Origin of the sequence: Mycolicibacterium austroafricanum, from assembly GCF_000612725.1 — a bacterium.
Classification (GTDB): domain Bacteria; phylum Actinomycetota; class Actinomycetes; order Mycobacteriales; family Mycobacteriaceae; genus Mycobacterium; species Mycobacterium austroafricanum.
Genome location: NZ_HG964450.1, coordinates 434527 through 459795 on the forward strand (window position 1 = coordinate 434527; position 25269 = coordinate 459795).

A 25269-nucleotide genomic window follows, 5' to 3' on the forward strand; every position below is an offset into this window, starting at 1 on the left:
TCCTTGATACACAACCTCGCCGACATCATCCGGGTTCACGGCCGGCAACGCCCGGGCGCGCCGGCACTGGTGGTGGGTGACCGCACGATCACCTACGGCGAGCTCGACGACCGTTCCAGCCGGGCCGCGCAGGCGTTCGCGCAGGCCGGCGTCGGGGTCGGCGACCGGGTCGCGTTCGTCGACAAGAACGGCGCCGAATTCTTCGATGTCACTTTCGGGCTGGCGAAGCTCGGCGCGGTCGGGGTGCCGGTCAACTGGCGGCTGGCGGCGCCCGAGATGCGCCACATCATCGCCGACTCCGCGGCGAAAATCGTTGTGGTCGGCCAAGACTTCGCCGGCCATCTCGAAGCGATCGAGGACGACCTCGACACCGACATCGTGGTGATCGGCAACCACCCGCGCTGGCCGGCTTTCGACGACTGGGTCGCGTCGCATCCGCCCGTCGACCCGGGCGTCGTCACCGGACCCGACGACGTGGTGCTGCTGATGTACACCTCGGGCACCACGGGCGCACCCAAGGGCGTCATGCTCAGCAACACCAACTACGTGTGCAAGACCGGTGGGGTGGCCGGACCGTGGAAGTTCGACGCCGACGCCGTCAGCCTCGCGGTCATGCCGCTGTTCCACATGGCCGGCTCCGGGTGGGCGCTGGCCGGGCTGTGGCAGGGCGCGACGACGGTGGTGCTGCGTGACGTCGAGCCGGACGCGATCCTCGACGCGATCGCCCGTCACCGGATCACCAACATGCTGCTGGTGCCCGCCGTCATCCAATTCCTGCTCGATACCGATCGGGTCGAGGAGGTCGACTTCTCAACCCTGCGGGTGATCGTCTACGGCGCGTCACCGATCAGCGACGACGTCCTGGTCCGCGGCATCGAACGGTTCGGCGGCATCTTCGCCCAGGTGTACGGCATGACCGAGACGACGGGCTCGATCACCCAACTCGACGGCCCCGACCATGTGCCCGGACTGCTGCGCTCGTGCGGCAGGCCCTACCCGTGGGTGCAGATCCGCATTGTCGGGGACGACGGCGGCGACGCCGCTTCCGGCACGGTCGGCGAAGTGTGGACCCGATCCGAGCAGAACATGCTGGGCTACTGGAACAACCCCGACGCGACGGCGGGGACGCTGACACCGGACGGCTGGCTCAAGACGGGTGACGCCGGCTACCTCGACGACGACGGCTACCTGTTTCTGCACGACCGGATCAAGGACATGATCGTCTCCGGCGGAGAGAACGTGTACCCCGCCGAGGTCGAGAACGTGCTGATGACGCACCCCGCCGTCGCCGACGCCGCCGTCATCGGCGTACCCGACCGCCGGTGGGGTGAGGCGGTCAAGGCCGTCGTCGTCGCGGCCCGCGGTGCCCAGCTCACCGAGTCCGAACTGATCGCGTTCGCCCGGGACCGGCTCGGCGGGTTCAAACTGCCCAAGAGCGTCGACTTCGTCGACGTTCTGCCCCGCAACCCGAGCGGCAAGCTCCTCAAACGCGCACTGCGCGAGCCGTACTGGGACGGCGCGGACCGCCACATCGGCTGAACGGCGTGGTAGACACGCAGGCATGGAGATCCTGGCCAGCCGCGTGCTCTTCCGCCCCAAGGACTATGCGCGTTCGGTGGCCTTCTACCGCGACGGCCTCGGCCTCGCGATCGCCAGGGAGTACGGCGGCGGGACGGTCTTCTACGCCGGGCAGACGCTGATCGAGCTCGCCGGGCACGGCGCACCGGCCGACGGCGCGCCACCGTTCCCGGGCGCGCTGTGGCTGCAGGTACGTGACATCGCCGCGGCCCAGGAGCAGTTGCGGGAACGTGGCGTCCCGATCGCCCGGGATGCCCGGCAGGAGCCGTGGGGTCTGCACGAGATGCACGTCACCGACCCGGATGGGGTCACGCTGATCTTTGTCGAGGTGCCCGAGGATCATCCATTGCGCCGCGACAGCCGGGGTTAGCGGGACGACGATCAAGCGGCGAGGCACGAGCCGCGTTGAGGAGTCCCGCAATCAGACTTAGCGGGACGACGATCAAGCGGCGAGGCACGAGCCGCGTTGTGGGCTTGACCCCGTTTGGTGGACACAGGGTCAGGCGGCTTGTGCCGTCTGAGTGATCCGGTTCTCGTAGTCGACCGGTGAGGTCATTCCGAGGGCCGAGTGGCGCCGGCGGCGGTTGTAAACCCGTTCGATCCAGTCGCCGACGGCGAGCTTAGCGGCTGCCTTGGTGGGCCACAAGTAGCGGTCATAGAACTCGACTTTCATTGTGCCCCAGAATGATTCCTGCTGGGCGTTGTCCCAGCACACTCCGGTACGGCCCACTGAGCGGGCCAGGTTGTGATCGCGGGCGAACCGGGCCAGCTGCGCGCTGGTGAATTGGCAGCCGCGGTCAGCGTGCAGCACGACCTGCTCGGCCAACTCGCCGCGCATCGCCACCGCCATCGCCACGGCCGCCTCGACCAGGTCGGTGCGCATGTGCTCATCGATGGCCCAGCCGATCACCCGCCGGCTGCAGCCGTCGCGGACCGCGCACAGGTACAGCCAGCCCTCACCGGTGCGCAAATACGTGATGTCCGACGTCCAGACCCGGTCGAGTTCGCCGACGTCGAACCGGCGTTTGACCAGGTCTTTGGGCACCGGGGCATCCAGATCGACGATCGTGGTCGCCGGCGCGAAGGTACGTGGGCTGATCCCGGCCAGGCCCTGGCGACGCAGCGAGGCGGCCACCGTCTTGCGCGACACCGTCTCACCGCCATCGCGCAGGTCGGCCAGGATCCGTGGAGCGCCGTACACGCCGTCAGAGGCCTTGTGGAAGGCCGCGACCTTGGCGTCGAGCTCGGCACGCCGCTGCGCCGCCAGCGAGGGTCCCGCGGCCTGGGTTTTGCGCCATTTGTAGAACCCTGAGCGAGAGACTTCCAGCAGTTCGCACATCCGGGTGATCGCGTAGGTGGCCTTCTCCGCTTCGATCAGAACGTAGGCGTCTACGGGTTCTGTTCGGAGGCGAAGAAGGCCGCGGCTTTTTTCAAAAACTGCCGGTCCAAACGCAATTCGGCGTTCTCCTTGCGTAACCGCTCCAACTCGGCCCGCTCATCAGCATCAAGCACCGCGCCATTATCCCCGGCGCAGGCGGCGCGCCGAGCCTGGTGCACCCAGCGGCCCAGCAATTGCTCACCGACACCGATCTCGGCGGCCACATGAGCGATCGGACGACCCGTCTCGATCACCAGGCGGGCAGCCTGCTCCCGAAACTCCGGGGTGTACTTCTTACGCTTGCCCGACATACGGACATCCTTCCCGTGAGACCAGCAGTCCCACCAGTCAGGTGTCCACCATCAGGGGTCAACCCCAGTTGAGGAGTCCCGCAATCAGACTCAGCGGGACGACGATCAAGCGGCGAGGCACGAGCCGCGTTGAGGAGACTCAGCCGGTGGGGGTGGCCAGCGGCCAGCCGACGGAGGCCAACCGCGCCGCGACCTGATTCATCTCTTCGGGCGTGGGTTCCTTGTCGGTGACGACGTGGATCGCCGCGCGGATCTCCTCGGGAGTCACGGTGTCGGACCGGCTGCCCTTGAGCACGGTCTGGGCGATCTTGACCACCTCGTCCTCACTCAAGGTCCGGGCCAGCAGGGCCAGCAGCGCGAAGTAGTCCGTCTGCGGGACGCCCTGCGGGTAACCCTGGTGCAGCCAGCCCAGGATGTTGTTGAACGCGCTCTCGGCCATTGCCTTCAGCTCACTTCTTGGGCAGGAACGGGAACAGGTCGACGCCGGTGTGATGGAAGAGCGTCATCCGGGTGATCCACAGGACGGCGGTCAGGATCACCCAGCCGACGAACACGAAAAGCAGGACCCCGAGGTACTTCAGCGCGGCGTTGGGCGTCGCCGCGGCGGTGCCGTCGGTGCCGTCGGACCCAGTGCCGCGCGAGAACGCCACCAGGCCGAGCGCGAAGATCGCCGGCAGGCCCGCACCGAGAAACATCCCGATGCCGAGCACCTTCAGGATGCTCTCGACATAGTTCATTTCGGGAATCCCTTTCAGACCGCTGCCGCGGGCTTGGAGTCGGTAGGGGGCTTGGTGTCGGTAGGGGGCTTGGAGTCGGTGGGGGGTGTGGTGTCGGTAGGGGGCTTGGCGTCGGTAGGGGGCTTGGCGTCGGTAGGGGGCTTGGCGTCGGTAGGGGGCATGCCGTTGGTGATGGCCTCACGGAGCGCGGTCGGCACGACCGAGTTGGTGGACACGTCCCAGTCGGCGTTGACGTTGCTGTGATCCACCTTCTGCTGCTGGGCGCGCCACCACAGGTAGAGGGACAGCCCGCACAGCAGCAGGAAAATCAGGCCGTCGCCGACCAACGACGATCCGGTCAGCGACTCGACGCCGTGGGAGAGCCAGAAGGACAGGGCGCCGACGATGCCGGCTGCGGGCAGCGTGATCAACCAGGCGACGGCCATCCGGCCGGCGACCGCCCACCGCACCTCGGCGCCCGGCTTGCCGACACCGCTGCCCAGGATCGAGCCGGTGGCGACGTGGGTGGTCGACAGGGCCATGCCCGCGGCACTGGAGCTCAGGATGATCGCCGCAGAGGAGGCCTCTGCGGCAAAGCCCTGCGGGGACTCGATCTCGACGAGGCCCTTGCCGAGGGTGCGGATCACGCGCCACCCGCCGAGGTAGGTGCCCAGACCGATGGCCAGCGCGCAGGAAGCGATGATCCAGAACGGCAGACCCTGTTCCTTGACGTCTCCGGTCAGGTGGCCGGTGGTGATGAGGGCCAGCGCGATGACACCCATGGTCTTCTGCGCGTCGTTGGTGCCGTGCGACAACGCGACCAGCGACGCGGTAGCGATCTGGCCCCAGCGGAAGCCCTGCTCGCGGCGGTTCCTCATCACGTTGCGGGTGATGCGGTACACCAGCCAGGTGCCGCAGCCGGCAACCAGGCAAGCGATCAACGGCGCCGCGACGGCCGGGATGAGCACCTTCTGTGTCACACCGGACCAGTTGACGCCCGCGAGGCCGACCGCGGCGAGGCCGGCACCGATGAGACCGCCGAACAGCGCGTGCGAGGAACTCGACGGGATACCGAACAGCCAGGTGAGCAGGTTCCACAGGATGCCGCCGACCAGGCCGGCGAAGATGATCGTCAGTCCAGTCGAGGCGTCGATCGACGGGATGAGCTGACCGGTCTTGCTGTCCTGGATCTTGAGTACCGAGGTGGTCACCGTGACCGCGACCTCGACGGACAGGAACGCGCCGACGAGGTTCAGCACGCCGGCGAGGATGACGGCCGTCTTGGGCTTGAGCGCGCCGGTCGCGATGGATGTCGCCATCGCGTTTCCGGTGTCGTGAAAGCCGTTGGTGAAGTCGAAAGCCAACGCTGTGGCGATCAACAGCACCAAGATGATCAGCTCTGCGCCCATGGCGCTAATTCTGCGTCCCGGTCGGCGACTCTGACGAAGTTTCGCCACGGAATGTCGACGGCGTGACATGGCCCTTCTGCCGGCGACGCGATGGCGTTCATCAAACATTCATTTCCCGTCGGACGATCGTTCCTCGACCGCAAGCTCGCGGCACGGCTGTCGGGGCCGACCGCGACTAATATCGGACTGCCCGGAGGCAATTGGCGCCCGGGCGGAGAGTGAACTCGTGACCAGATTTCTCGCCCGGATCGTGGCGTGGATCGCGGCCGGATATCCGGAAGGTGTGCCGGGCGCGGACCGCATACCGCTGCTGGCGCTGCTGCGACGACGCTTGACCGACGACGAGGTGAAGGCCGTGGTCGCCGAGCTCATCGCGCGTGCCGAGTTCCGTGAGCGGGGCTCCGTCGACATCGACCCCATCGACATCGGGGTGCTGATCACGCAGATCACCGACGAACTCCCGTCACCCGACGATGTCGAGCGGGTCCGGGCCCGGCTGGCGGCCCAGGGCTGGCCGCTCGACGATCCGCGCGACGCGGAGGAGGACCGATAGCCGTCCTGCACCCCGTCGGCTTCGGCGCGGACGACGCCGCACCGACCACCCTGAGCGTCGTCCGTGACGTCCTCGACGGTCACGCCAGCATTCTGCCGGTGCCAGCCCACGACCCCGCCCAGGCCGCCGCACTGACAACGGCGTTGCGTGCCGGCGAGCCCATCGACGACGCGATCGGCGTGGTGCTGTCCACGTCGGGCACCACGGGCACGCCCAAGGGCGCGATGCTGACCGTCGCGGCGCTGACGGCCAGTGCGGAGGCGACGCACGCGCGCCTCGGCGGGCCCGGTCGCTGGCTGCTGGCGCTGCCCGCCTACCACGTGGCCGGATTCCAGGTGCTGGTGCGCAGCGTGATCGCCGGCGTCACGCCGGCGGCCGTGCCGGCCTCTTTCGAGCCCTCCGCGCTGGCGGCGGCGATCGACGCGATGGGCTCCGGCAGACGCTATGCGTCACTGGTGGCCGCCCAGCTGGACAAGGCCCTCCGCGACCCACAAGCGACGAAGGCACTCGCCGGGCTGGACGCCGTGCTGATCGGCGGCGGCCCGATGCCCGCCAATGTGGCCGAAACAGCCTCGGCAGCAGGTGTTTCCGTTGTCCGAACGTACGGGATGAGCGAGACGGCGGGTGGCTGCGTCTACGACGGGGTGCCGCTCGACGGTGTCGGTGTGCGGGTGGACGACGACGGCAGGATCTGGCTGGGCGGCCCGACGGTCGCGGCCGGATACCGCAATCCCGTGACGCCGGATCCGTTCGCCGAGCCGGGCTGGTTCCGCACCGACGATATTGGTGTGCTTGATGATTCCGGTGCACTGAGGGTGCTCGGAAGGGTGGACGACGCGATCAGCACCGGCGGCCTCACCGTGCTGCCCGGTCTCGTCGAGACCGCCCTGTCGACCCATCCGGCGGTGGCCGATTGCGCGGTGTTCGGGGTACCCGACGAGCGGCTAGGACAGCGGGTGATCGCCGCGGTCGTCGTCGCCGCTGGCGCTTCGGTGACATTGGCACAGTTGCGGTCTCACGTCGCCGACACCCTGCCTGCGACGGCGGCGCCGCGCCAGCTGCACCTGGTCGACAAGCTTCCGCGCCGCGGAATCGGCAAGGTGGACCGCCGGGAGCTGGCACGCCGGTTCGCGTGAGGGTGCGCCCCGCGATGGCGCCGTGAAGTGACCTCCGTGCGGGGAGGGGCGCCCAGCGATGTGGTCGTTGACGAAGTCGAGAACCACGGCAATGCTCATCTCGATGCAACGCGGGCGCCCATGTCTGTACCGATGGACTGAGGACGGGCTCGCGAGCGTGCGTGTAGTGCCGGCATTTGCGGCGTGCCGCAGTGCAGACACGCACACTCGCGCAGGAAGGATGGGGGGATGCGTAGAGAGGCGGTCGCCGTCGCGGTCGGGTCTGTTCTGGTCGTCGCGGCGTTCGTCATCCCCCACCTCGACCTCGGCATCGTCACCCCGCTGATCAACGCCACCCCCGAGCGTCTTCGCAGCTTCGCCGACACCGCACCGATCTTCGGGTGGTGGAATACCCACGTCGGCGCGGGCACCATCCCGGCGTTCGCGATCGGCGCCGCGGCCGTGCTGTGGGGGCCGCCGCTCGCGCAGCGCCTGCCCTGGCGGTGGCTGCCCTGGCTGTCCTGGACGGTGTCCTGCGCGTGGGCCTTCAGCCTGGCCATGGTCGACGGCTGGCAACGCGGCTTCGCCGGCCGCCTCACCGCCCGCCACGAGTATCTGCGACAGGTTCCGACGGTCACCGACATCCCCGAGGCGCTACGCACCTTTGCCGGCAGGATCCTTGATTACCAGCCTGATTCGTGGATCACCCACGTCTCCGGTCATCCGCCCGGAGCTCTTCTGACATTCGTGTGGCTGGACCGCATCGGGCTCGGCGGCGGCGCCTGGGCCGGCCTGCTGTGCCTGCTGGCCGGCTCCAGCATCGCGGCCGCGATCGTGGTGACCGTGCGTGCGCTGGCGGACGAGGACACCGCCCGCGCCGCCGCGCCGTTCGTGGCGGTGGCACCGACCGCGATCTGGATCGCGGTGTCTGCCGACGGCTACTTCGCGGGCGTCGCGGCCTGGGGCATCACGCTGCTGGCGCTGGCGGTGCGCGGGTCGGTTCGCCGGCCCGTAGCTGCGGCCATCGGTTCCGGATTGCTGTTGGGCTGGGCCGTCTTCCTCAACTATGGCCTGGTGTTGATGGCCTTTCCCGCGGTGGCCGTGCTGCTCGGCGCCGCGACGTGGCGGGCCGCGGTGCGCACGCTGGTTCCTGCGGTGGTCGCGGCGCTGGCGGTGGTCGCGGTGTTCGCTGCGGCCGGGTTCTGGTGGTTCGACGGTTATCTGCTGGTGCAGGAACGCTATTGGCAGGGCATCGCCAACGACCGGCCGTTCCAGTACTGGGGCTGGGCGAATTTCGCGTCGGTGGTGTGCGCCATCGGCCTCGGCAGCGTGGCAGGCCTGGGCCGGGTGTTCGACATCGCCGCCATCAAGCGGCGTTCCGGTCTGCACCTGCTGGTGCTCGGCGCGCTGTTGGCGATCGTGGTCGCCGACCTGTCGCAGCTGAGCAAGGCCGAGACCGAACGGATCTGGTTGCCCTTCACGGTGTGGCTGGTGGCCTCCGCCGCGCTGTTGCCGCCGCGATCAGCGCGATGGTGGCTGGAGCTCAACGTCATCGGCGCGCTCGCGATCAACCACCTGATCCTGACCAACTGGTAGCAGGCGCACCAGCAGGTGATACGCCGGTACGCACGCCCACACCAGCGCGATCGAGATCCACAGGCCCGCCGGATAGTCGCGGTCCAGCACGGTCGGATTGTCGGGCCGTGCCCCGGGCCTGCCGTACACCGGAATCGCAAGAATCACCAACACCACGCTGCACAACGCCGCCACGGCGACCGCCGACCGCCAACTGCCAACTGCCGGGATGACGGTCCGCCACGCCACGCCTGCCGCGGCACACAACGGCGCGAACACGAAGTCGTGCACCACGACACCGACCAGTGCCCACACGGCTATCCGGACGAGCACCGTCGACGAGGTGTCCCACAGCAGCACCCCACCGTACAAACCCGCGGCCACACCCGCCACCACCAGCAGGACCCGCGCTGCGGTCACGGCACGACCTCGATGCGGGAAAGCCATTTGGTCTGCAGCACACCGGGTCTCGATGGTGCGATCAGGCGGCACGGGTAGCCGTGGTCGAGGTCGAGTGGCTCACCGTTGAGGTCGAGTGCCACAAGCGTCATGTCGTCTCGCGCATGGCGGGCAGGCAGCACCGTACGAGAATAGGGACCCGGCGGTTCCAGCGAGATCATCCGCACGTCGGAATCCGGCGACGCTCCGACCAGCGCCACCAGGTGGGCCAGCACCACACCCGACCACTGGCCCTCGGCACTCCAGCCCTCGACACAGGCGATGGGCAGCCGGTGGGTCGCCTGTGGCATCGCCCGCAGTTCGTCGACGGTGAACTCCTGGGCGCGATCGCCGTTGATCACCGTCAGCCGGTAGTCGGCGGAACGCGCCGACCCGAGCACCCCCGCGGCCACCGCCGTGCGGTTCACCGGAACACCCTGCGGCCCTTCGCCAGTACGAGGAGCCAGCACCGAGACCCGGCGCAGCAGCGGCACCGTCTGCCCGGCGGTGACCAGCGTCGCCAACCCCACGGCCAACCACGTGCCACGCAGGACGGTACGCCGTGACGGACCAAGCGACCCACTTCGAGCGACGTCGTCGAGCGGTTCCCCCAACGCCCGCCGGATGACCGGCAGCTTGACCCCGATGTGCACGACCACCGCGCCGAAGGCGACATAGGCCATCGCGTAGTGGGCCGTGGTGAAGAAGAACCCGAACACATACCACTGGGCGATGTTGAGCAGCCCGGTGCTCAGCTGGAAGAGCACCGACGCCACCAGCACCAGAATCGACATGCGCTCCAGCGCGCGAACCGGACCACCGATCACCGGCCGGTCGAACAGCTTCGGCCACACCGACCACAGCTTGACGACGACCAGCGGAATCGCCACGATGCCCGAGGCGACATGCAGGCCCTGGGTGAACCGGTAGAGCCAGACCGGGCGCGTGGGCCAGTCGAACCACGGCTGCGGGTGCTGGATGAGATGGCTGATCAGCCCGGTGACCAGACACACCGCGATCGCCACTCCGAGCGCCACACCGACTCGGGCGGTGATCGCGGTGCCGCGCACCGAGGCAGCCATCAGGCGACCAGATCCGCGACGACCCGGGTGCCGATCCGATGGATGCCGGCCACGGCGAGCCCGGCCTCGGCCGCCAGCGACGGCACACAGTCGATCCCGACCGAGGCCCAGCGGAACCACGGGCCGATCATGCGGTGAGATTCGAGGCGGACCCATCCGACGTCGACTCCCGATGTCGTGCCGTCGAGTTCGGCGAGGCACCGACCGCCACGACGCAGCAGCTCGGTTGCCCTGCCCAGGACCCGGCGCGGGTCACCGCCGAGACCCACGTTGCCATCGGCCAACAGCACCGTCTGCCAGCGGCCGGTGCCCGGCAGGGGTTCGAAGACGTCCCGCCGCAGGGCCGGCGCGCCGCTGCGGCGGGCCAGTTCCACCGCCGTCGCCGACAGGTCCACGCCGAGCGCGGGCACACCGCGCTGCACCAGATGCGCGACCAGCCGGCCCGGACCGCAACCGAGGTCGATCGTCGGACCGCGGCACAGGCCGACCACCGCATGGTCGAATGTGGCGTCGCCGCCGCTGCCACCGAGCCACCTGCGCACCGGAAGCTTCTTCACGCGCCCGTCGTCGTGGCGGACCCAACACCGCTCGCCGTCGAGTGCGCGGTCGTAAAGCTGCCCGAACATCAGGGCCCCACACCCGCCGTGGCCCGGCTGAACCGGGAGCCGGGCCCACAGCCGGCGCGCACCGCACCGACATCGTCGATGGTGTCGACGTCGACGAGCTCACACACGAGTTCCACATGGATGCCGGTGTCCTGCAGCGCCGCCAGCGTTACAGCACCGGTGTCCGGCGTAGACATCGGCACATTGCGCAGGCACTCGGCGAACGCGGCGTCGCGCACACCCAGCACCCACCAACCGCCGTCGCGCGCCAGCCCCAGGACGGCGTCGCTGCCGAGAAGGGACTGCGCGCACCGCTCGAGCAGTTCGGGGCTCACCTGCGGGGTGTCCATCCCGATCTGAACAATCGGCAGCCCGCCGGTAGCCGCGGCGGCATCGCGATGCGCATTGACCAACCGCTCGGCGAGATCTGCGCCGCGCTGCCCGATCACAATGAAATTGTCGAGGCGCGAACGGATCTCGTCGGCGCACCGCGCGTCGTCCAGGTTTCCCGTCAGCGCCACCACCTTCGCGGCCGCCGGGCAGTCGGCCACCGCGTCCAGGGTGTCCAACAGCGCGGCCGCCGCGATGTCGGCGGCCACGTCGGCACCGAGCGCAGCGGCCAGGCGGGTTTTCGCCAGCCCGGGCACCGGGGCCTTGGCGACCACCAGAACGCCGACCGGGATCACGAGATGGCCCTCCAGAAGTCCCAGGCCGCAGTCGCCGATCCGCGCACCGATCCGCTGACCTTCGACGTGCCACCGGTGCGGGGACCGTAGGCCACGTCGCGCTCGGTGACCGACCAGCCCGCCGCGGCCGCCCGCACCAGCAGCTCGAGCGGGTAGCCCGAGCGCCGATCCGTCACCCCGAGCGACAGCAGCGCGTCCCGGCGCGCCACCCGCATCGGGGCGATGTCGTGCACCTGCAGGCCGTGGCGGCGCCGCAGCCGCCAGCACACCGCCGCGGTCCCCAGCCGCGCATGCCACGGCCACCTCAGGCCCGGCTGTGGGCGGCGCCGCCCGATCGCCATGTCGGCGCCCCGTTCGACGTCACCGACGAGAGCAGGCAGCTCCTGCGGATCCAGTGAGCCGTCGGCGTCGAGCACAGCCACGATCGGCGTCGTCGCCGCCACCACACCGGCGTGCACGGCCGAGCCGTACCCCGGCCTGTGCTCGGTCACGACCTCGGCGCCGTGCCTGCGCGCCACGGCAGCGGTGCCGTCGCTGCTGGCGTTGTCCACCACCAGCGCGACATACCCACGAGGAATGGCCTCGAGCACGCCCGGCAGAGACGCCGCCTCGTCGCGACAAGGCAGCACCACGGTGACGGCGCAGTCGGGCATGTTTGTTCACGCTAAGTCAGCGGCGCAGGTCAGTCGAGGGGCGAGCCTGACGAAACCGTGACATCCACGCTGGTCGTGGCATTACCGCGCTACCCTCGGTGAGATGACCAGGGTGCTCATCGCCGACGACGACGACGTGGTACGCGACGTCGTGCGCCGTTACCTCGAGCGCGACGGGCTCGAAGTGTGCACCGCACCCAACGGTTCAGAGGCGCTGCGGCTGCTCGGCTCCCGGCGCATCGACGTCGCGGTGCTCGACGTGATGATGCCGGGTCCCGACGGTATTGCGCTGTGCCGCAACCTTCGTAAAGGCGGCGACTACTCCGTCCCGGTGATCCTGCTGACCGCCCTCGGAGAGGAGCAGGACCGCATCGCCGGGCTGGAGGCCGGCGCCGACGACTACCTCACCAAACCGTTCAGCCCCCGCGAACTGGCGCTGCGGGTGAGGTCGGTGTTGCGGCGCTCGCCGGCCACGGGCGGTGTGCTGCCCGTCGACATCAGGTCCGGGGACCTGACCGTGACGACCGCGTCGCGCACCGTGACCATGGCCGGGACACCCGTGAGCCTCACCAACCGCGAATTCGACCTGCTGCTGTTCTTCCTCACCCATCCCGACACCGTCTTCACTCGGGAGGATCTGCTCAAGCAGGTGTGGCTTTGGGACTTCGGTGACCTGTCGACGGTCACGGTGCACGTGAAGCGTCTGCGCTCGAAGCTCGGCGACCGGCATCGGGTGCAGACGGTGTGGGGTCGCGGCTACATGTGGACCTCCGGTGCCGCCGGCTGACTTCTGGGAGATCGTGGGGTGGGCGCTGGCCTGTTCGGTGCCGGTGGTTCTGGTCGGCGCGGCGGTCGTCCGGTTGGCGCGCGCCTGGTCGCTGGCGGTGAGCATGGTCGCGCTGGTGCTGATCCCGGTGCTGGCCACCCTGGCCGGGGTGCTGGGCGCCAGCGGGTTCATGATCACCGAGACCTTCGAGCGCACCGCCGTGGTCCTGCTCATCGTGTCGATCGTGACGATCCCGGCGGCGGTGATGCTGGCCCGGTACCAGGCGCGACGCATGGTGTGGGAGGCCGAGATCCGCGACTCCGAGGCCGCCGCCGAGCAGTCGCGGCGGCGGCTGGTCGCGTTCGTCAGCCACGACCTGCGCACCCCGCTGGCCGGCATCCGCGCGCTCTCGGAGGCCATCGCCGACGGCGTCGTACCCGACGACGAGATTCGGGTGAGCGCCAAACACATTGAACACGAATCGATTCGACTCTCCGAGATGGTCGACGACCTGTTCGAGATGTCGAAGATCAACGCGGGCGCGCTGACGCCGTCGTTCGACAAGGTGGCGCTCGACGAGGTCGTCGACGACGTGCTCGCCGCGCACCGCATCACGGCTGAACGCGCCGGGGTTCACCTGCGTGCCGTGCTGCCCGAGCAGCCGGTGCGGGTGGTGGGCAGCGACCGCGCGCTGGTGCGGGTGCTGTCCAATCTGGTGGCCAACGCGATCGCGCACACACCGGCGGGCGGCAGCGTCGAGTTGTCGCTGGGCGCCGACGCGACGGGTGCATGGGCGCGGGTCGACGACACCGGTGTCGGCATCGACGAAGCCGACCTGCCGCGGGTGTTCGATGTCGCGTACCGCGGTTCGAACAGCCGTGTGCCGCGGGCGGATTCGTCGCTGCCGAGCGGGTCGGGGCTGGGGCTGGCGATTGCGGCCGGGCTGGTGCAGGCCCACCGCGGCACGCTGTCGGCACACAATCTGCCGACGGGAGCACGCTTCGAGGTCCGGCTGCCGCCGGCCGACTAGATTCCGCGAACGTGCATCCCCGGTAGTGAATGCACCGCGGCAACTACCGCAGACGCACGTTCGCGGGAAGTCAGTCGGGCAGTGAGTTACTGAGGCGTTCGGCGGCGGCCAGGTAGTCCTCGATGAACTCGCGCACCACCTCGCGGGCGGGCTTCACCTTGTTCATCAGGCCGACACCCTGCCCGACGAAATACGTCGCGAGCGCCTGCGCGCCCTCGTGCCCCTGCGAGGCCAGCACGTCGATCCGGCGGATCACCGGCTCGCACAGCATCGACTGCAGCGGCAAGCCCAACGGCTGGTGGCCGTCCTTGGCCGGCACCCAGGCGTTCGTCCAGTCCGAGACCAGCTGCCGCGACGGCTTACCCGTGCGACCCGCCGAGCGGACGGTGTCGCGTGAGGTGGCGGCCAGCATCTTGGCCACCGTGTGCGGCGCCGTCTCGGCCTCCTCCGTCGTCAGCCACACCGAACCCGTCCACGCGCCGGCCGCACCCATCGCGACCATGCCCGCCATCTGCCGTCCGGTGACGATGCCACCGGCCGCCAGCACCGGCGTGGAACTGCCGATGCCGGCCAGAGCTTCGAGCACCTCGGGCACCACCACCAACGTGCTCACCTCGCCGCAGTGGCCGCCGGCCTCGGTGCCCTGCGCGACGATCAGGTCCACGCCCGCAGCGGCCTGCTTGACCGCGTGCTCCTTCGCGCCGACCAGCGCCGCGACCGGGATACCGCGTTCCTTGCCCGCCGCGATCATGTAATCCGGCGGTACGCCAAGGGCATTGGCAATCAGCTTGACCGGATGGGTCAAGGCGACGTCGAGCAGTTCGCGGCCGGTGTTGCCCGACAGCGACGAGCCACCGAGGCGCCGGTTCGGCTCGGGCTCGATGTCGTGGGCGCGCAGCAGGTCATCGACCAGGTCGCGGTAGGCCTGCGGGATCCGGGCGGCCAGGTCGGAGCTGGACAGCTTCTCGCCCTTGCCCTCGAACTTGGCGGGCACGATCAGGTCGACGCCGTAGGGCTTACCGCCCACCGCGTCGTCGATCCAGGCCAGCTCCTGATCCAGCTGCTCGGGGGTGTAGGCGGTGGCGCCGAGCACGCCGAAACCGCCGGCGTTGGTCACCGCGGCCACCACGTCGCGGCAGTGGCTGAACGCAAAGAGCGGGAAGTCGATACCGAACTGTTCACACAGCGCTGTGGACGTCATCGGCCCAGTATGGCTTGACGGGTGTCAAGAGGGGAGTGCGGGCCCCCGTAACAGCACGCTTGCGCGAGGAGCGACCTCGGGCGTCAAGACGGGAGTGCGGGCCCCCGCAGCGGGGCGGTCGCGAACTCACACAACCCGTCGGCAGGGTCGACGACCGCGCGAAAGCCCAGGACGTCGGCGGCCCTGGCCGGGTCGGCGACGATATGGCGGACATCGCCGCTGCGGTACTGGCCGGTGACCAGCGGCGAGACGTCGCCGCGCGCCTCACACAGCGCGGTGGCGACATCCAGGATCGACACCGGCTTGCCCGAGCACACGTTGAACGCGTTGAAACCCTCGGTTCCGGCTTCGACGGCGGCCACGTTCGCCGCGGCGACGTCGTCGACGTGGACGAAATCGCGCATCTGCCCGCCGTCCTCGAAAACCCTTGGCACATCGCCGGCTTCGAGAGCCGACCGGAAAATCGCGGCCACCCCGGAGTACGGGGTGTCGCGCGGCATGCCGGGGCCGTAGACGTTGTGGTAGCGCAGCGCGACCACCGACCCGCCCGTCGACTCACTCCACGCCAGCGCGTAATGCTCCTGGGCCACCTTGCTCGCCGCGTACAGGCTGCGCGGCCGCAGCGGTGCGCCCTCCCCGACCAGCGCCCAGTCCACCGGCTCACCGCAGATCGGGCAGCGGTGGTCGAAGGCGCCGGCGTCGAGGTCTGAACGCGTGCGCGGGACGGGGTCGACATCGCCGTGACCCGGGCAGACATAACGGCCCTGGCCGTAGACCACCATCGACGAGGCCAGCACCAGCCGCCGGCAGCCTGCGCCGAACATCTGCGCGAGCAGCACGGCGGTGGCGAAGTCGTTGTGCGCGGCATAGGACGGCGCGTCGGCGGCGTCCACGCCCGCCCCCACCACAGCCGCCTGGTGGCAGACCACGTCGACCCCGGCGACCGCGTCGGCGACGGCCGCCGCGTCACGCACGTCAACCCGCGCGACGTCGTCGGGCGGCGCGGCGTCCTCACCGTGCGCGGCGGGCAGCATCGCGTCGACGGCGACGACGTCGTGACCCCCGTCGATGAGCCGCTCCCGGATGCGGGTGCCGATGAATCCGGCCGCACCGGTGAGCAGCACCCTCATGGCAGATCGAACGGCAACTGCACACCCTCGTGCGGCATGCAGTGAGTGCACGTACGCTCGGCGTCGACCTGCTCGATGGCCTCGTGCACCAGCTGCTTGAACGGCACCAGGTTGCGTTCGAACTCGGCGAACACGTCCACCGCCCGCACCCCCTGCCCGTGCTCGACGCCCGCATCCACATCGGTCACCAATGCGATTGCGGCGTAACACATCTCAAGTTCCCGCGCCAGCACCGACTCGGGGTAGCCGGTCATGTTGACCAGCCGGAAACCCTGGTCGGCGAACCACCGGCTCTCGGCGCGCGTCGAGAACCGCGGACCCTGGATCACCACCATCGCCCCACCGTCGACCACGCCGGGCAGCCCCGTCACCGCGGCGCGCAGCGACGGGCAGTACGGATCGGCGAACCCGACGTGGATGCCGCCGGAGTCGAAGTACGTGTCGGGCCGGCCCGACGTCCGGTCGACGAGCTGGTCGGGCACCACCATCGCGCCTGGCCCCAGCTGCGGGTCGAGGCTGCCGACCGCACAGGGGCCGAAGACGCGTCGCACACCGAGCGCGCGCAACGCCCACATGTTGGCCCGGTAGGGCACGGTGTGGGGCGAATACTCGTGCCGGACACCGTGTCTGGGCAGGAACGCCACCTCGTGCGCACCGACGCTGCCGACGGTGATCGCCGCGCTGGGCGGGCCGTACGGCGTGTCGACGGTTACCGACCGGGCGTCGGAACCGAAGAACGAATAGAAGCCGCTGCCGCCGATGACCCCAAGCACCGGGCTACGCATCCTCCTCGTCGGCCTGCTGCGAGGCACGCCGGGCGCCGTCGCGGATCTCGAACACGTCGGTGGCGAATCCCCCGATGGCGTTCGCGACGTCCTTGACCGCCGTCGTGATGATCGTGGTGACCTCGCCGACCGCCGATGCCCCGGCCGCGACGATCTCCTGAACCGCGTCCTTACCGATCTCTGTCTTGCTCAGCCGGTCGTCCATGCGCTCAGTCTGCCACGGTCGCGACCTGCAAGACTTACCGTCGTGGCCAGTCTTGCCCAGTGGGTCGAGGGGGCGCGTCCCCGCACGCTGCCCAACGCCGTCGCGCCCGTCATCGCCGGCACCGGCGCCGCGGCGTGGCTGGAGGCCGCATCGTGGTGGAAGGCACTGCTCGCGCTGGTGGTGGCCGTCGCCCTGATCATCGGGGTCAACTACGCCAACGACTACTCCGACGGAATCCGCGGCACCGACGACGTCCGGTCCGGGCCGCTGCGCCTGGTCGGCTCCAGACTCGCGTCGCCGAAGTCGGTGCTGACGGCCGCGGTGGCGAGCCTGGCCGTCGGCGCCGCCGCCGGACTGGTGCTGGCGTGGTTCTCGGCGCCGTGGCTGATCGCGGTCGGCGCGGTGTGCATCGCGGGGGCGTGGTTGTACACCGGCGGGTCGAAGCCGTACGGGTATTCGGGCCTGGGCGAGGTCGCGGTGTTCGTGTTCTTCGGCCTGGTCGCGGTGCTGGGCACCCAGTACACCCAGGCCCTGCGCGTCGACTGGGTGGGCGTGACGCTCGCGGTCGCGACGGGCTGCCTGTCCTCGGCGGTGCTGGTGGCCAACAACCTGCGCGACATCCCCACCGACGCGCAGTCCGGCAAGATCACGCTGGCCGTGCGGCTCGGGGACACGAAGACCCGTGCGCTGTTCCAGACGCTGATGGTGGTCGCGTTCGCGCTGACGCTGCTGCTGATGCTCGCCACGCCGTGGTGCGCGGTGGGTCTGGTGGCGCTGCCGCTGGCGGTGCGCGCGGCCAAGCCGGTGCGCAACGGATCGGCCGGCAAGGATCTGATTCCGGTGTTGAAGCACACCGGGCTGACGATGCTGGTCTGGGCGGTGGCGGTGGCCGTCGCGCTGGCCTTCGGCTGAAACTGCTTCACCTGCGCGAGCAGCGCGGCCGGTTCGCCCCGCGCGGTGATCCGGCGCGTTTGAGCACCCTGAGCGACGGTTTGCGCGCCCGATCCGCGTGGTACATGCAGCGGGATGAACGCTGCGCCGCTCCCCCGCGACTCCACCGACGACGCCCGTGAGGCGCAGCGTGTCGTCGCGGCGCTGGCCGACGCGTTCTCGGCCAAGGTGGTCGGCCAGGAGCATCTGCGCGAGACGCTGCTGATCGGGCTGCTGACCGGCGGTCACATCCTGCTGGAAAGCGTGCCCGGGCTGGCCAAGACGACGGCGGCGCGAGTCGTCGCCGAGGCGATCGACGGGCAGTTCCGGCGTATCCAATGCACACCCGATCTGCTGCCGAGCGACATCATCGGAACCCAGGTCTATGACGCGGCCACCACGTCGTTCGTCACCCAGCTCGGGCCGGTGCACGCCAACGTGGTGTTGCTCGACGAGATCAACCGCTCCAGCGCCAAGACCCAGAGCGCGATGCTCGAAGCGATGGAGGAACGCCAGACCACGATCGCGGGCGTGGTCTACCCGATCCCGGAGCCGTTCCTGGTGATCGCCACGCAGAACCCGGTCGATCAGGAGGGCACCTACGCGCTGTCGGAGGCGCAGACCGACCGGTTCCTGCTCAAGGAGATCGTGCGCTACCCGTCGCCCGAGCAGGAGGTCGAGGTGCTCGCCCGCCTCGACGCCGGGCTCTTCGACAAGGCGCATCCCGTCAGGCCGGTGGCGACCCTCGACGACATCCGCCGCCTGCAGCGGGTCACCCGCGACGTGTACATGAGCCGGGACCTGATGCTGTACGCCAGCAGGCTGGTCGGCGTCACCCGGGAACCGGGCAACTACCTGCCCGGGCAGGTCGCCCGGCTCATCGAGTACGGCGCCAGCCCGCGCGCCACCATCGCGTTGTGCACCGCGGCCCGCGCGCTGGCGTTGCTGTCGGGCCGCAACCACGTGGTGCCCGGTGACATCGCCGACCTGGCGCACCGCGTGCTGCAGCACCGGCTGATCCTCGGCTTCGAAGCGGCCAGCGCGGGCATCACCCCCGGTGTGGTGGTCGACGCCGTGCTGCGCGCGGTCCGGGTTCCCTGAGCGGCGGCACCTTGTGGGCACGCACCTCAACAGAGCCAGGGCTCGCTTCGGGACCGACACCCGCGGTCTGCTCGAAGGCGGCAGGCACGCGCTGTTACACACCCGCACAATGGAGTTCGACGAACTCCGGCCCTACGTGCCCGGTGACGACGTGCGCGACATCGACTGGAAGGCCTCGGCCCGCTCCGGTTCGGTACTGATCAAGCGGTTCGTCTCGGAGAAACACCACAAGATCCTGCTGGTCGCCGACTCCGGCCGGAACATGCGCGGACTGGCCCCCGATGGCGAACGCAAATGCGCTGTCGCCCTGAACGTCCTGGGCGCCCTTGGGCTCATCACTCTCGGCCGCGCCGACGAGATCGGCATGGTGTACGGCGACGCCCGAGGCAGCCTGCGCGCCCGCCAGCGCCGTGGCGAGAACCACATCGAGAGCATGCTGGCCGGCTACCACACTCACACCGCGACACCGGGGCCGAGCGACATCGTGCGCCAGTTGAGCTATGTGGCAACGCATTACCGTCATCCGCTGTTGATCGTCGTGGTGTCCGACGAACCCGAGCCCGACGACCGGCTCGGCGACGCCCTCGACCGGCTGACGGCCCGTCACGACGTGATGTGGGCGATGATCGCCGACATGCCCGCGGTCGAGGCCGGGAGCGGGGGCTACGACGTCGCCTCCGGCCGGCCGGTACTCGGCCCGGCCGCCGTCGACCCGCGCGTGGTCGCCGCGTACCGGCGCGCCGAGGACCGGCGCACCCAGCATCTCGCGGAGTTCATGGCGGGCCGTGGGATTTCGCACGCGACGATCGCAGGGTCCGACGAAATCCGGCGCCGCATCACCGCGATGACGAGGGTGTGGTCGCGTGCCGGATGACCTGCTGGAGTTCGTCAGCGGACCGCCGTCCTACTCAACGGTGTGGCTGTGGCTCGGACTCGGCCTTCTGCTACTCGTCCTGCTCTGGTATGCAACGGTTTTCGTCGCGACCATGCGGCCGCGCAGTCTTCGCAGTGCGCCCGCGCTACGAAGGCTGCACGGCCGGCTGCTGCGCTACCGGTACGCCAGGACCGCCGGTGACGTCACGCGCCGCTACCGCGACGGGGAGCTCGGTGCGGTCCGGGCCGGAGCGGAGTTGAGCCACACGCTGCGCAGCTTCCTGCACCAGGCCACCGGCGCTCCGGCGCAGTACATGCAGCTGCGCACGCTCGCGGCCGGTGATCTGGCGGCCGCCGCCCCGGTCCTGGAAGCCCTGGGCACCGCGCAGTTCGACAGGTCCTCGACCGTCGATGTCGGCGGGCTGGGCGACCGGACGGCAGAACTGATCCGATCGTGGAGCTGACATGGTGGCCGGTGGCGGCCGTCGGGGTCGGCGCCCTGGTCCTTGCGGTGGCGGTGGCACTACTCCTGCCCGCACGCGGGGACAGCGGTCTGCCGCTGGCCAACACCGCACGCCTGACCGCGCTGCCGGAGTACCGAGCCGTGGTGCGGAGGCGGACGCGAGCCGCCGTCGTGGCCCTGACCCTGTTGATCCTGCTGTTCGCGACGTCGGTGCTGGCCACCGCCCGCCCCGGTGGAACGTTCTGGGACGCCGACGCTTCCGAGCCCCGCGACGACCTCATGCTGTGCGTGGGGGCGCCGGCCGACGACGGGGCGACCGGCCGCTTCCTCGGATACTTCGCGCGGCAGGCCACCACATACGGTTCCGAACGCATCGGGCTGACCTCGGCGAACCGCCGACTGGTGCCGCTGACCCGCGACTACCAGTTCGCCGCGGGACGCCTCGCCGAATTCTCCCGCGGCGGCCCCGCGGTGCCTCAGTTCACGGTGCCGGTGGAGTACGACGACTACGCCCCGACCGTCGCCGACATCCTCGCGCTGTGCCTGACCGGGTTCCCGGGGCCGGGCGACACCCGTCGTTCCCTGATCTACCTCGGTCCCGGCACCCTGCGCGCCCCCGGCGACGACCGGCCGTCGCTGTTCACCGACGCCCAGGTCACCGAGATGGCGCGGCACGCCGGGGTGCAGATCAACGCCGTCGCGACCGCGGGCCGCGACACCGGCGCGCTCAGCGCGGCCACCGAGGCCACCGGCGGACAGTTCTTCCGGTTCGACGCCGCCGAGGTCGACGGTCAGCTCGACGCGGTCCGCGCCGAGGCTCCGCCCGCGCCGAGCCAGGGCCTCGACACCCGGGAGGATTCCCCCGCCGCCGTGCTGGTGGCCGCGCTGGCGCTGGCGGCGCTGCTCGGGGTGGCGCTGCCGGCGGTGCGGCGATGACGTTCGACCCGGTGTTGCCGCCCGCGGTGCTGGCGGTGGTCGCGGTGGTGCTGGCCGGATTGCGTGCGGTGGCGCTGCGGCGGATCGCCGGGGCCGGTCACCGCGCGGCGCTGCGGTGGACCACCACGACCGTCACGATGCTTCTGCTGCTGGTCGCCGCGGCACGCCCGGGCAGCGGTGCCGCGCTCGAACCGGGATCCGGGCAGCCCCGCCACGCCGGTGCCAACGTGTACTTCGTGGTGGACCGGTCCGCGGACTCCGCCGTCACGGATTCCGACGGCACACCGCGGATGTCGAAAATGCGTGAGGACATCGACGAAGTGGTCACCGCCCATCCGGATGCGCGTTTCGCGATCATCGCGTTCGCGTCCCGCCCTGCCATCGAGTGGCCGCTGTCCGCAGATACCTGGAGCCTGACACCGGCCGTCGACGCGCTCACCCCGTACGCCGGTCCGACCGCGGCCTCCGCCAACGTCAACGCCGGCGCGGCGGCGAATGTGTTGCGCTACCAGCTGATCGCCGCCGGCCAGCAATACCCGCACGCTCCCAACCTGGTGTACTACCTCGGATCCGGGGCGCCCGAATCGACGGTCCCGCAGGGCACGTTCGACACCGGCCCGGTGGACGGCGGTGCCGTACTCGGGTACGGCACCGGGGAACCGGCGCTGCGCGCCATCGCCGATCAACTCGGTCTGCCCTATGTGCAGCGCGGCGCCGGGGAAGCGCTGCCGCGGCCCGATTCCGCACAGACGTCCGCCGTGCCGGGTGACCCGGCCGCCACCGACGGACGCGTCGAGTACTACTGGGCGTTCACTCTGCTGGCCGCGCTGCTGCTGCTCCTCGAGATCTTCCTGACCACCCGGGATCTGCTGCGGGCCCGGACCACCCGGCGGGAGGTGCCGACGTGACACGGCCTGCGGCCCGGATCCGGTTGCGGCGGCGGCTGCTGTTGGCGTCCACGCCGCCGGCACTCGTCGCGGTGATCGTCGCGGTCAAGCTGATTTCCGTTGTCGTGGTAGGCAATTCGGCGCACGCACACTACGCGTCCGGCGATGTCGGCGCGCTGAACGACGATGTGTCGCTGCTGCAGATCCTCAATGTGGTCGAACCGGCCAACGCCGCCTCCGCGGCGGGCGGACTCGCAGTACTTCAGGACCGGCTCAAGGAGGCGGACGCGCAGTTCGCGAACGCGCTCACCCGCACCGGGGCCGACAGGTCGTGTCCGGTGCGGGTGAACCTGGCACTGGTCCGGGAAACGGAAGGAGACATCGACGCCTGGGAGGCGCGGCCGGAGCCGGCCCGTCACCGCTATGAGAGCGCCCTGGCGGTGATCGCCGAAGCCCCTCAAGGCTGCTTCGACGGCAACACCGACCCGGATTCCGCCCGTCGGGCCGTCCGCGAAGACGCCGACGAGCGGATCACCGCCAAGATCGACGCGCTCGGCTCGGTGACACCCCTCGCACCACCACCGGCGCCGCCTCCCGTCGAGGTACCGGTCGGCCCGTCGGCGCCGCCGGTCGCGGTGCCCGACCTGTCCGATCCCGCGGAAGCCCGTCACCTCGACCGCGGCAGTGATCCGCTCGAAGCACTACGCCAACTGCTGCGCGACGCGGCAGCAGGCTGACGGTCAGGCCCGCGAGGTACCCGTCCAGTACTCCACGATCCGGCCGTTGGCGATCCGCAGCAGGTCGTTGCCCGTGAAACGGGCCGGGCCGGTGCCCGTCGCACCGGTGGCGATCCAGCGGGCCGCCACGATGTCCCCGCCGACGACCGGGCCGACCTCCACCACGAACAGCAGTTCCTTCAGCGCGGCGCGGGTTTCGTCGACGATGGCCTGCAACTCGGCTGGTCCGTGCACGTCGCGGGTCGGCCAGTGCCCCACGAAATCCGACGACACCAGATCGGCGGCGATGCGCTCGCCGGCCCACAGGCCGTCGATCCAACGTTTGTACAGCCGTTCACTGACCATAGCCGTGGGGCTACTGATACCTCTGGGGTTTGTCATGCCCCTGGGGCGGGCCATGACCTGCGAATCAATCATGACATTTCTGTTACCCGCGAACGGCTTCAGCTAAGCCCACCAAAACGTCACGGCGTTACGTTCGCGCCAATATATGTCAGGAGTCGGTGCCGTCCTCGTCCCCGCGCAGTCGGGCCTGCAACTGCTCCTTGTCGCGGCGGCGACGCTCGTCCATCACCGCGATGCTCTCGTTGGCGCGGCGCCGCAACGGGGCGAAAAGCCAGATTCCCAGCGGCAACGCGATGATGATCGCGAACAACAAGGCAACCACGAGGGGGAACTCGCGGATCCCGATCAGGTGCCCGACACCGAGAATCACCGCGGTCACGAGGGCGACGAGCACCAGCCGCGCGGCGGTGTAGGCGAGCAGGTCGAGAATGAGCCGGGATCCCGGCCGTCGGTCGTCGGACACGAATCCGAGCCTACCCACGGCGCGTATATTGACAGGAAGGAGGTTTTGAGTGGCGTATTTGCTCCTGATTCTCGTCTTGGCCGCATTGGTCTACGTCGGCTGGCGGGTGGCCCGGATGACCGCGAACCGACCGCGCACCCGGGTGATCGGACCGGACGACGATCCGGAATTTCTGCGACGGATCAATCCGCGCGACGATCAGCCCCGGCCCGACCAACCTCGGCCCTGACCGCGCACCACACGGTCGCTAACCGGCCGGGTCGGTACGCCGCGCTCCAGGAAAACCGTCGGCCACCGCTGCGGCCAACTCCAGCAACGATTCTCGGGTGTCGGCGCGAAGCCGGTCGAGGCTGATCTCCGCACCTTCCTCCAGATGCGGGTCGAACGGCACCTGACACACCGCACGGCAGCGCCGCGCGAAATGATCGACCACCTTGTTCAAATCGACCCTGCCCGCGCCTTTCCCGGCCCCGCGCCGGACCCCGTTGATGACAGCGATCGAATTGCCGACCATGTCCCCGTGTCCGTGAGCGTCGAGCCAGTCCAGGGTCGCCGACGCGCTGCGCGCCCCGTCCACCGAACCTGAGCTGATCACCACCAGCACGTCCGCCTTGTCGATGACCCCGGACATCGCCGAGTGCAGCATGCCGGTGCCGCAGTCGGTGAGCACCACGCTGTAGAACCGCTCGAGTACGTCGACCGCGCGGCAGTAGTCCGCCGCACTGAACGCCTCCGAGACCGCGGGGTCACTTTCGGATGCCAGCACCTCCAGCCGACTGGGCCCCTGCGACGTGTACTGCCGGACGTCGCTGTAGGCGGTAATCCCCTCCGCGTCGCGGAGCAGGTGACGCACGGTGGCCGGCGTCTCCAGCGGCACCTTCTGGCTCAGCGTGCCGCGGTCGGGGTTGGCGTCCACGGCGATCACCCGATCGCCGCGCGTCGCCGCGAACGTCGCGCCGAGCGTCGCGGTGATCGTCGTCTTGCCGACGCCGCCCTTCTGCGACAGCATCGCGATCCGGTAGCAGCCCCGCAGCGGCCGTTGCACCTGCGCCACAAGGGTGTTGCGGCGGATCACCTTCGGGCTCTCGCCCACGTCGATCAGCCGGCCGGAGGCCCGGTACAGCCATTTGCGCCAGCCCGCCGACGGACCGCGGTGCGCGTTGCCCAGCAGCGCGACCGTCGACAGGTCCAGATACGGCGCCGGGTCGGCGGTCAGGACGGGTGGTGCCCCCTCCGGGGGCGTCGGCGCCGTCCATTCGGCCGGGACAGGTGCCATCGGATCGCAAAACCGTTGCTGTGCCCGAAAACTGCCCGGTGC

At 69.9% G+C, this 25269-nt stretch carries 31 protein-coding genes; 15 read left to right on the forward strand and 16 right to left on the reverse strand.

Translation table 11 applies throughout. The features are described from left to right. Window positions 1–3 precede the first annotated feature (3 nt). Together BN976_RS02050 and BN976_RS02055 are read left to right on the forward strand one after the other, a co-directional pair. Window positions 4–1539 (forward strand): long-chain-fatty-acid--CoA ligase, encoded by a 1536-nt coding sequence (locus tag BN976_RS02050; RefSeq protein ID WP_036367533.1) that lies wholly within the window; start codon window positions 4–6, stop codon window positions 1537–1539. Between the two features lie 22 nt (window positions 1540–1561). After that, window positions 1562–1948 carry a VOC family protein gene (locus BN976_RS02055; protein WP_036367535.1) on the forward strand — a complete coding sequence of 129 codons (387 nt, stop codon included), beginning with the start codon at window positions 1562–1564 and terminating at the stop codon, window positions 1946–1948. A gap of 129 nt (window positions 1949–2077) precedes the next feature. Here the strand turns inward: BN976_RS02055 and BN976_RS02060 are convergent. From BN976_RS02060 to BN976_RS02080, 4 genes are all read right to left on the reverse strand, one after another. Further along, window positions 2078–3267 (reverse strand): IS3 family transposase gene (locus tag BN976_RS02060; protein WP_109489527.1). Its coding sequence is split into 2 segments (ribosomal slippage): window positions 2078–2997 and window positions 2997–3267, totalling 1191 coding nucleotides; the frame shifts between segments, so codons are not numbered across the junction. A gap of 139 nt (window positions 3268–3406) precedes the next feature. Then, on the reverse strand, window positions 3407–3706 hold the full coding sequence (locus BN976_RS02070; RefSeq protein WP_036367537.1) for a DUF3349 domain-containing protein: 300 nt from the start codon (window positions 3704–3706) through the stop codon (window positions 3407–3409). Between the two features lie 10 nt (window positions 3707–3716). Continuing rightward, a complete protein-coding gene (locus tag BN976_RS02075; protein WP_036367538.1) occupies window positions 3717–4004 on the reverse strand; it encodes a hypothetical protein in 288 nt (95 codons plus the stop codon). Window positions 4005–4018: 14 nt separating this feature from the next. Next, window positions 4019–5392 carry an inorganic phosphate transporter gene (locus BN976_RS02080; protein ID WP_235621949.1) on the reverse strand — a complete coding sequence of 458 codons (1374 nt, stop codon included), beginning with the start codon at window positions 5390–5392 and terminating at the stop codon, window positions 4019–4021. A gap of 226 nt (window positions 5393–5618) precedes the next feature. Between BN976_RS02080 and BN976_RS02085 the strand changes: the two genes are divergently transcribed. The 3 genes from BN976_RS02085 to BN976_RS02095 all read left to right on the forward strand — a co-directional run bounded on the left by BN976_RS02085 (window position 5619) and on the right by BN976_RS02095 (window position 8656). Beyond that, on the forward strand, window positions 5619–5945 hold the full coding sequence (locus tag BN976_RS02085) for a DUF3349 domain-containing protein (protein WP_036367540.1): 327 nt from the start codon (window positions 5619–5621) through the stop codon (window positions 5943–5945). A gap of 50 nt (window positions 5946–5995) precedes the next feature. Then, window positions 5996–7081, forward strand: a complete 1086-nt coding sequence (gene menE, locus BN976_RS02090; RefSeq protein WP_084182174.1) for an o-succinylbenzoate--CoA ligase — start codon at window positions 5996–5998, stop codon at window positions 7079–7081. A gap of 228 nt (window positions 7082–7309) precedes the next feature. Beyond that, window positions 7310–8656, forward strand: a complete 1347-nt coding sequence (locus BN976_RS02095; protein ID WP_036367543.1) for a hypothetical protein — start codon at window positions 7310–7312, stop codon at window positions 8654–8656. On the opposite strand, the gene BN976_RS32345 is transcribed toward BN976_RS02095, so the two are convergent. Genes BN976_RS32345 through BN976_RS02115 form a run of 5 tightly spaced genes read right to left on the reverse strand, consistent with a single transcriptional unit; the run spans window position 8582 to window position 12099 of the window. Beyond that, a complete protein-coding gene (locus BN976_RS32345; protein ID WP_084182175.1) occupies window positions 8582–9055 on the reverse strand; it encodes a hypothetical protein in 474 nt (157 codons plus the stop codon). The two genes, BN976_RS02095 and BN976_RS32345, sit on opposite strands and share 75 nt — an antisense overlap. Then, complete coding sequence (locus BN976_RS02100) at window positions 9052–10155, reverse strand: molybdopterin-dependent oxidoreductase (RefSeq protein WP_036367544.1); 1104 nt, start codon at window positions 10153–10155, stop codon at window positions 9052–9054. The genes BN976_RS32345 and BN976_RS02100 overlap by 4 nt, the downstream gene beginning before the upstream one ends. Next, entirely contained in the window at window positions 10155–10781 is a 627-nt protein-coding gene (locus BN976_RS02105; protein WP_036367546.1) for a methyltransferase domain-containing protein, read from the reverse strand. The genes BN976_RS02100 and BN976_RS02105 overlap by 1 nt, the downstream gene beginning before the upstream one ends. Beyond that, complete coding sequence (locus tag BN976_RS02110) at window positions 10781–11446, reverse strand: TIGR04282 family arsenosugar biosynthesis glycosyltransferase (protein WP_036367548.1); 666 nt, start codon at window positions 11444–11446, stop codon at window positions 10781–10783. The genes BN976_RS02105 and BN976_RS02110 overlap by 1 nt, the downstream gene beginning before the upstream one ends. After that, window positions 11443–12099: a glycosyltransferase family 2 protein gene (locus BN976_RS02115; RefSeq protein ID WP_036367549.1), complete on the reverse strand. Its 657-nt coding sequence runs from the start codon at window positions 12097–12099 to the stop codon at window positions 11443–11445. The genes BN976_RS02110 and BN976_RS02115 overlap by 4 nt, the downstream gene beginning before the upstream one ends. 103 nt (window positions 12100–12202) lie before the next feature. Here BN976_RS02115 and BN976_RS02120 point away from each other — a divergent pair, with 103 nt between their 5' ends. Both BN976_RS02120 and BN976_RS02125 read left to right on the forward strand, forming a co-directional pair. Then, on the forward strand, window positions 12203–12886 hold the full coding sequence (locus BN976_RS02120; RefSeq protein WP_036367551.1) for a response regulator transcription factor: 684 nt from the start codon (window positions 12203–12205) through the stop codon (window positions 12884–12886). After that, complete coding sequence (locus tag BN976_RS02125; RefSeq protein WP_036367553.1) at window positions 12873–13895, forward strand: sensor histidine kinase; 1023 nt, start codon at window positions 12873–12875, stop codon at window positions 13893–13895. Before BN976_RS02120 ends, BN976_RS02125 begins: the two co-directional genes overlap by 14 nt. 70 nt (window positions 13896–13965) lie before the next feature. Here BN976_RS02125 and BN976_RS02130 read toward each other — a convergent pair whose 3' ends face one another. The 4 genes from BN976_RS02130 to BN976_RS02145 form a co-directional block, all read right to left on the reverse strand. After that, the gene (locus BN976_RS02130) at window positions 13966–15096 is read right to left on the reverse strand and encodes an NAD(P)H-dependent flavin oxidoreductase (protein WP_036367555.1); all 1131 of its coding nucleotides are present in this window, start codon (window positions 15094–15096) and stop codon (window positions 13966–13968) included. An 83-nt stretch (window positions 15097–15179) separates the two neighbouring features. Then, the gene (locus BN976_RS02135; protein WP_011778155.1) at window positions 15180–16226 is read right to left on the reverse strand and encodes an NAD-dependent epimerase/dehydratase family protein; all 1047 of its coding nucleotides are present in this window, start codon (window positions 16224–16226) and stop codon (window positions 15180–15182) included. Further along, complete coding sequence (locus BN976_RS02140; protein ID WP_199558877.1) at window positions 16223–17011, reverse strand: S-methyl-5'-thioadenosine phosphorylase; 789 nt, start codon at window positions 17009–17011, stop codon at window positions 16223–16225. The genes BN976_RS02135 and BN976_RS02140 overlap by 4 nt, the downstream gene beginning before the upstream one ends. Beyond that, complete coding sequence (locus BN976_RS02145) at window positions 17004–17216, reverse strand: hypothetical protein (RefSeq protein WP_036367559.1); 213 nt, start codon at window positions 17214–17216, stop codon at window positions 17004–17006. The genes BN976_RS02140 and BN976_RS02145 overlap by 8 nt, the downstream gene beginning before the upstream one ends. Window positions 17217–17258: 42 nt before the next feature. Between BN976_RS02145 and BN976_RS02150 the strand changes: the two genes are divergently transcribed. From BN976_RS02150 to BN976_RS02180, 7 genes are all read left to right on the forward strand, one after another. Next, complete coding sequence (locus tag BN976_RS02150; RefSeq protein WP_036367561.1) at window positions 17259–18128, forward strand: 1,4-dihydroxy-2-naphthoate polyprenyltransferase; 870 nt, start codon at window positions 17259–17261, stop codon at window positions 18126–18128. A gap of 114 nt (window positions 18129–18242) precedes the next feature. Beyond that, window positions 18243–19247, forward strand: coding sequence for an AAA family ATPase (locus tag BN976_RS02155; RefSeq protein ID WP_036367562.1), 1005 nt, complete (start codon window positions 18243–18245; stop codon window positions 19245–19247). Between the two features lie 13 nt (window positions 19248–19260). Continuing rightward, a complete protein-coding gene (locus BN976_RS02160) occupies window positions 19261–20121 on the forward strand; it encodes a DUF58 domain-containing protein (protein ID WP_036368995.1) in 861 nt (286 codons plus the stop codon). Continuing rightward, window positions 20111–20584 carry a hypothetical protein gene (locus tag BN976_RS02165; RefSeq protein ID WP_036367564.1) on the forward strand — a complete coding sequence of 158 codons (474 nt, stop codon included), beginning with the start codon at window positions 20111–20113 and terminating at the stop codon, window positions 20582–20584. The genes BN976_RS02160 and BN976_RS02165 overlap by 11 nt, the downstream gene beginning before the upstream one ends. Then, complete coding sequence (locus tag BN976_RS02170) at window positions 20575–21519, forward strand: hypothetical protein (RefSeq protein WP_036367566.1); 945 nt, start codon at window positions 20575–20577, stop codon at window positions 21517–21519. The genes BN976_RS02165 and BN976_RS02170 overlap by 10 nt, the downstream gene beginning before the upstream one ends. After that, on the forward strand, window positions 21516–22427 hold the full coding sequence (locus BN976_RS02175; protein WP_036367567.1) for a vWA domain-containing protein: 912 nt from the start codon (window positions 21516–21518) through the stop codon (window positions 22425–22427). The genes BN976_RS02170 and BN976_RS02175 overlap by 4 nt, the downstream gene beginning before the upstream one ends. Beyond that, on the forward strand, window positions 22424–23143 hold the full coding sequence (locus tag BN976_RS02180; protein WP_036367569.1) for a hypothetical protein: 720 nt from the start codon (window positions 22424–22426) through the stop codon (window positions 23141–23143). The genes BN976_RS02175 and BN976_RS02180 overlap by 4 nt, the downstream gene beginning before the upstream one ends. 3 nt (window positions 23144–23146) lie before the next feature. Here the strand turns inward: BN976_RS02180 and BN976_RS02185 are convergent, their stop codons facing one another. Both BN976_RS02185 and BN976_RS02190 read right to left on the reverse strand, forming a co-directional pair. Next, the gene (locus tag BN976_RS02185) at window positions 23147–23560 is read right to left on the reverse strand and encodes a nuclear transport factor 2 family protein (protein WP_036367571.1); all 414 of its coding nucleotides are present in this window, start codon (window positions 23558–23560) and stop codon (window positions 23147–23149) included. A 76-nt stretch (window positions 23561–23636) separates the two neighbouring features. Further along, window positions 23637–23951, reverse strand: a complete 315-nt coding sequence (locus BN976_RS02190; protein ID WP_036367573.1) for a DUF4229 domain-containing protein — start codon at window positions 23949–23951, stop codon at window positions 23637–23639. Between the two features lie 49 nt (window positions 23952–24000). On the opposite strand from BN976_RS02190, the gene BN976_RS02195 reads away from it, so the two are divergent. Then, complete coding sequence (locus BN976_RS02195) at window positions 24001–24180, forward strand: hypothetical protein (protein WP_036367575.1); 180 nt, start codon at window positions 24001–24003, stop codon at window positions 24178–24180. 18 nt (window positions 24181–24198) lie between these two features. Here BN976_RS02195 and BN976_RS02200 read toward each other — a convergent pair whose 3' ends face one another. After that, the gene (locus BN976_RS02200) at window positions 24199–25227 is read right to left on the reverse strand and encodes a MinD/ParA family ATP-binding protein (protein WP_051558255.1); all 1029 of its coding nucleotides are present in this window, start codon (window positions 25225–25227) and stop codon (window positions 24199–24201) included. Window positions 25228–25269: the final 42 nt, after the last annotated feature.

Excerpts from the sequence above, each read along its gene's own strand:
- BN976_RS02200 (WP_051558255.1), bottom strand. The coding sequence starts at position 25,227 with ATGGCACCTGTCCCGGCCGAATGGACGGCGCCGACGCCCCCGGAGGGG.
- BN976_RS02105 (WP_036367546.1), bottom strand. The coding sequence starts at position 10,781 with ATGTTCGGGCAGCTTTACGACCGCGCACTCGACGGCGAGCGGTGTTGG.
- BN976_RS02075 (WP_036367538.1), bottom strand. The coding sequence starts at position 4,004 with ATGAACTATGTCGAGAGCATCCTGAAGGTGCTCGGCATCGGGATGTTT.
- BN976_RS02155 (WP_036367562.1), top strand. The coding sequence starts at position 18,243 with ATGAACGCTGCGCCGCTCCCCCGCGACTCCACCGACGACGCCCGTGAG.
- BN976_RS02070 (WP_036367537.1), bottom strand. The coding sequence starts at position 3,706 with ATGGCCGAGAGCGCGTTCAACAACATCCTGGGCTGGCTGCACCAGGGT.
- BN976_RS02080 (WP_235621949.1), bottom strand. The coding sequence starts at position 5,392 with ATGGGCGCAGAGCTGATCATCTTGGTGCTGTTGATCGCCACAGCGTTG.
- BN976_RS02055 (WP_036367535.1), top strand. The coding sequence starts at position 1,562 with ATGGAGATCCTGGCCAGCCGCGTGCTCTTCCGCCCCAAGGACTATGCG.
- BN976_RS02120 (WP_036367551.1), top strand. The coding sequence starts at position 12,203 with ATGACCAGGGTGCTCATCGCCGACGACGACGACGTGGTACGCGACGTC.
- BN976_RS02130 (WP_036367555.1), bottom strand. The coding sequence starts at position 15,096 with ATGACGTCCACAGCGCTGTGTGAACAGTTCGGTATCGACTTCCCGCTC.
- BN976_RS02175 (WP_036367567.1), top strand. The coding sequence starts at position 21,516 with ATGACGTTCGACCCGGTGTTGCCGCCCGCGGTGCTGGCGGTGGTCGCG.
- BN976_RS02185 (WP_036367571.1), bottom strand. The coding sequence starts at position 23,560 with ATGATTGATTCGCAGGTCATGGCCCGCCCCAGGGGCATGACAAACCCC.
- BN976_RS02140 (WP_199558877.1), bottom strand. The coding sequence starts at position 17,011 with ATGCGTAGCCCGGTGCTTGGGGTCATCGGCGGCAGCGGCTTCTATTCG.
- BN976_RS02145 (WP_036367559.1), bottom strand. The coding sequence starts at position 17,216 with ATGGACGACCGGCTGAGCAAGACAGAGATCGGTAAGGACGCGGTTCAG.
- BN976_RS02100 (WP_036367544.1), bottom strand. The coding sequence starts at position 10,155 with ATGGCTGCCTCGGTGCGCGGCACCGCGATCACCGCCCGAGTCGGTGTG.
- BN976_RS02115 (WP_036367549.1), bottom strand. The coding sequence starts at position 12,099 with ATGCCCGACTGCGCCGTCACCGTGGTGCTGCCTTGTCGCGACGAGGCG.
- BN976_RS02135 (WP_011778155.1), bottom strand. The coding sequence starts at position 16,226 with ATGAGGGTGCTGCTCACCGGTGCGGCCGGATTCATCGGCACCCGCATC.
- BN976_RS02095 (WP_036367543.1), top strand. The coding sequence starts at position 7,310 with ATGCGTAGAGAGGCGGTCGCCGTCGCGGTCGGGTCTGTTCTGGTCGTC.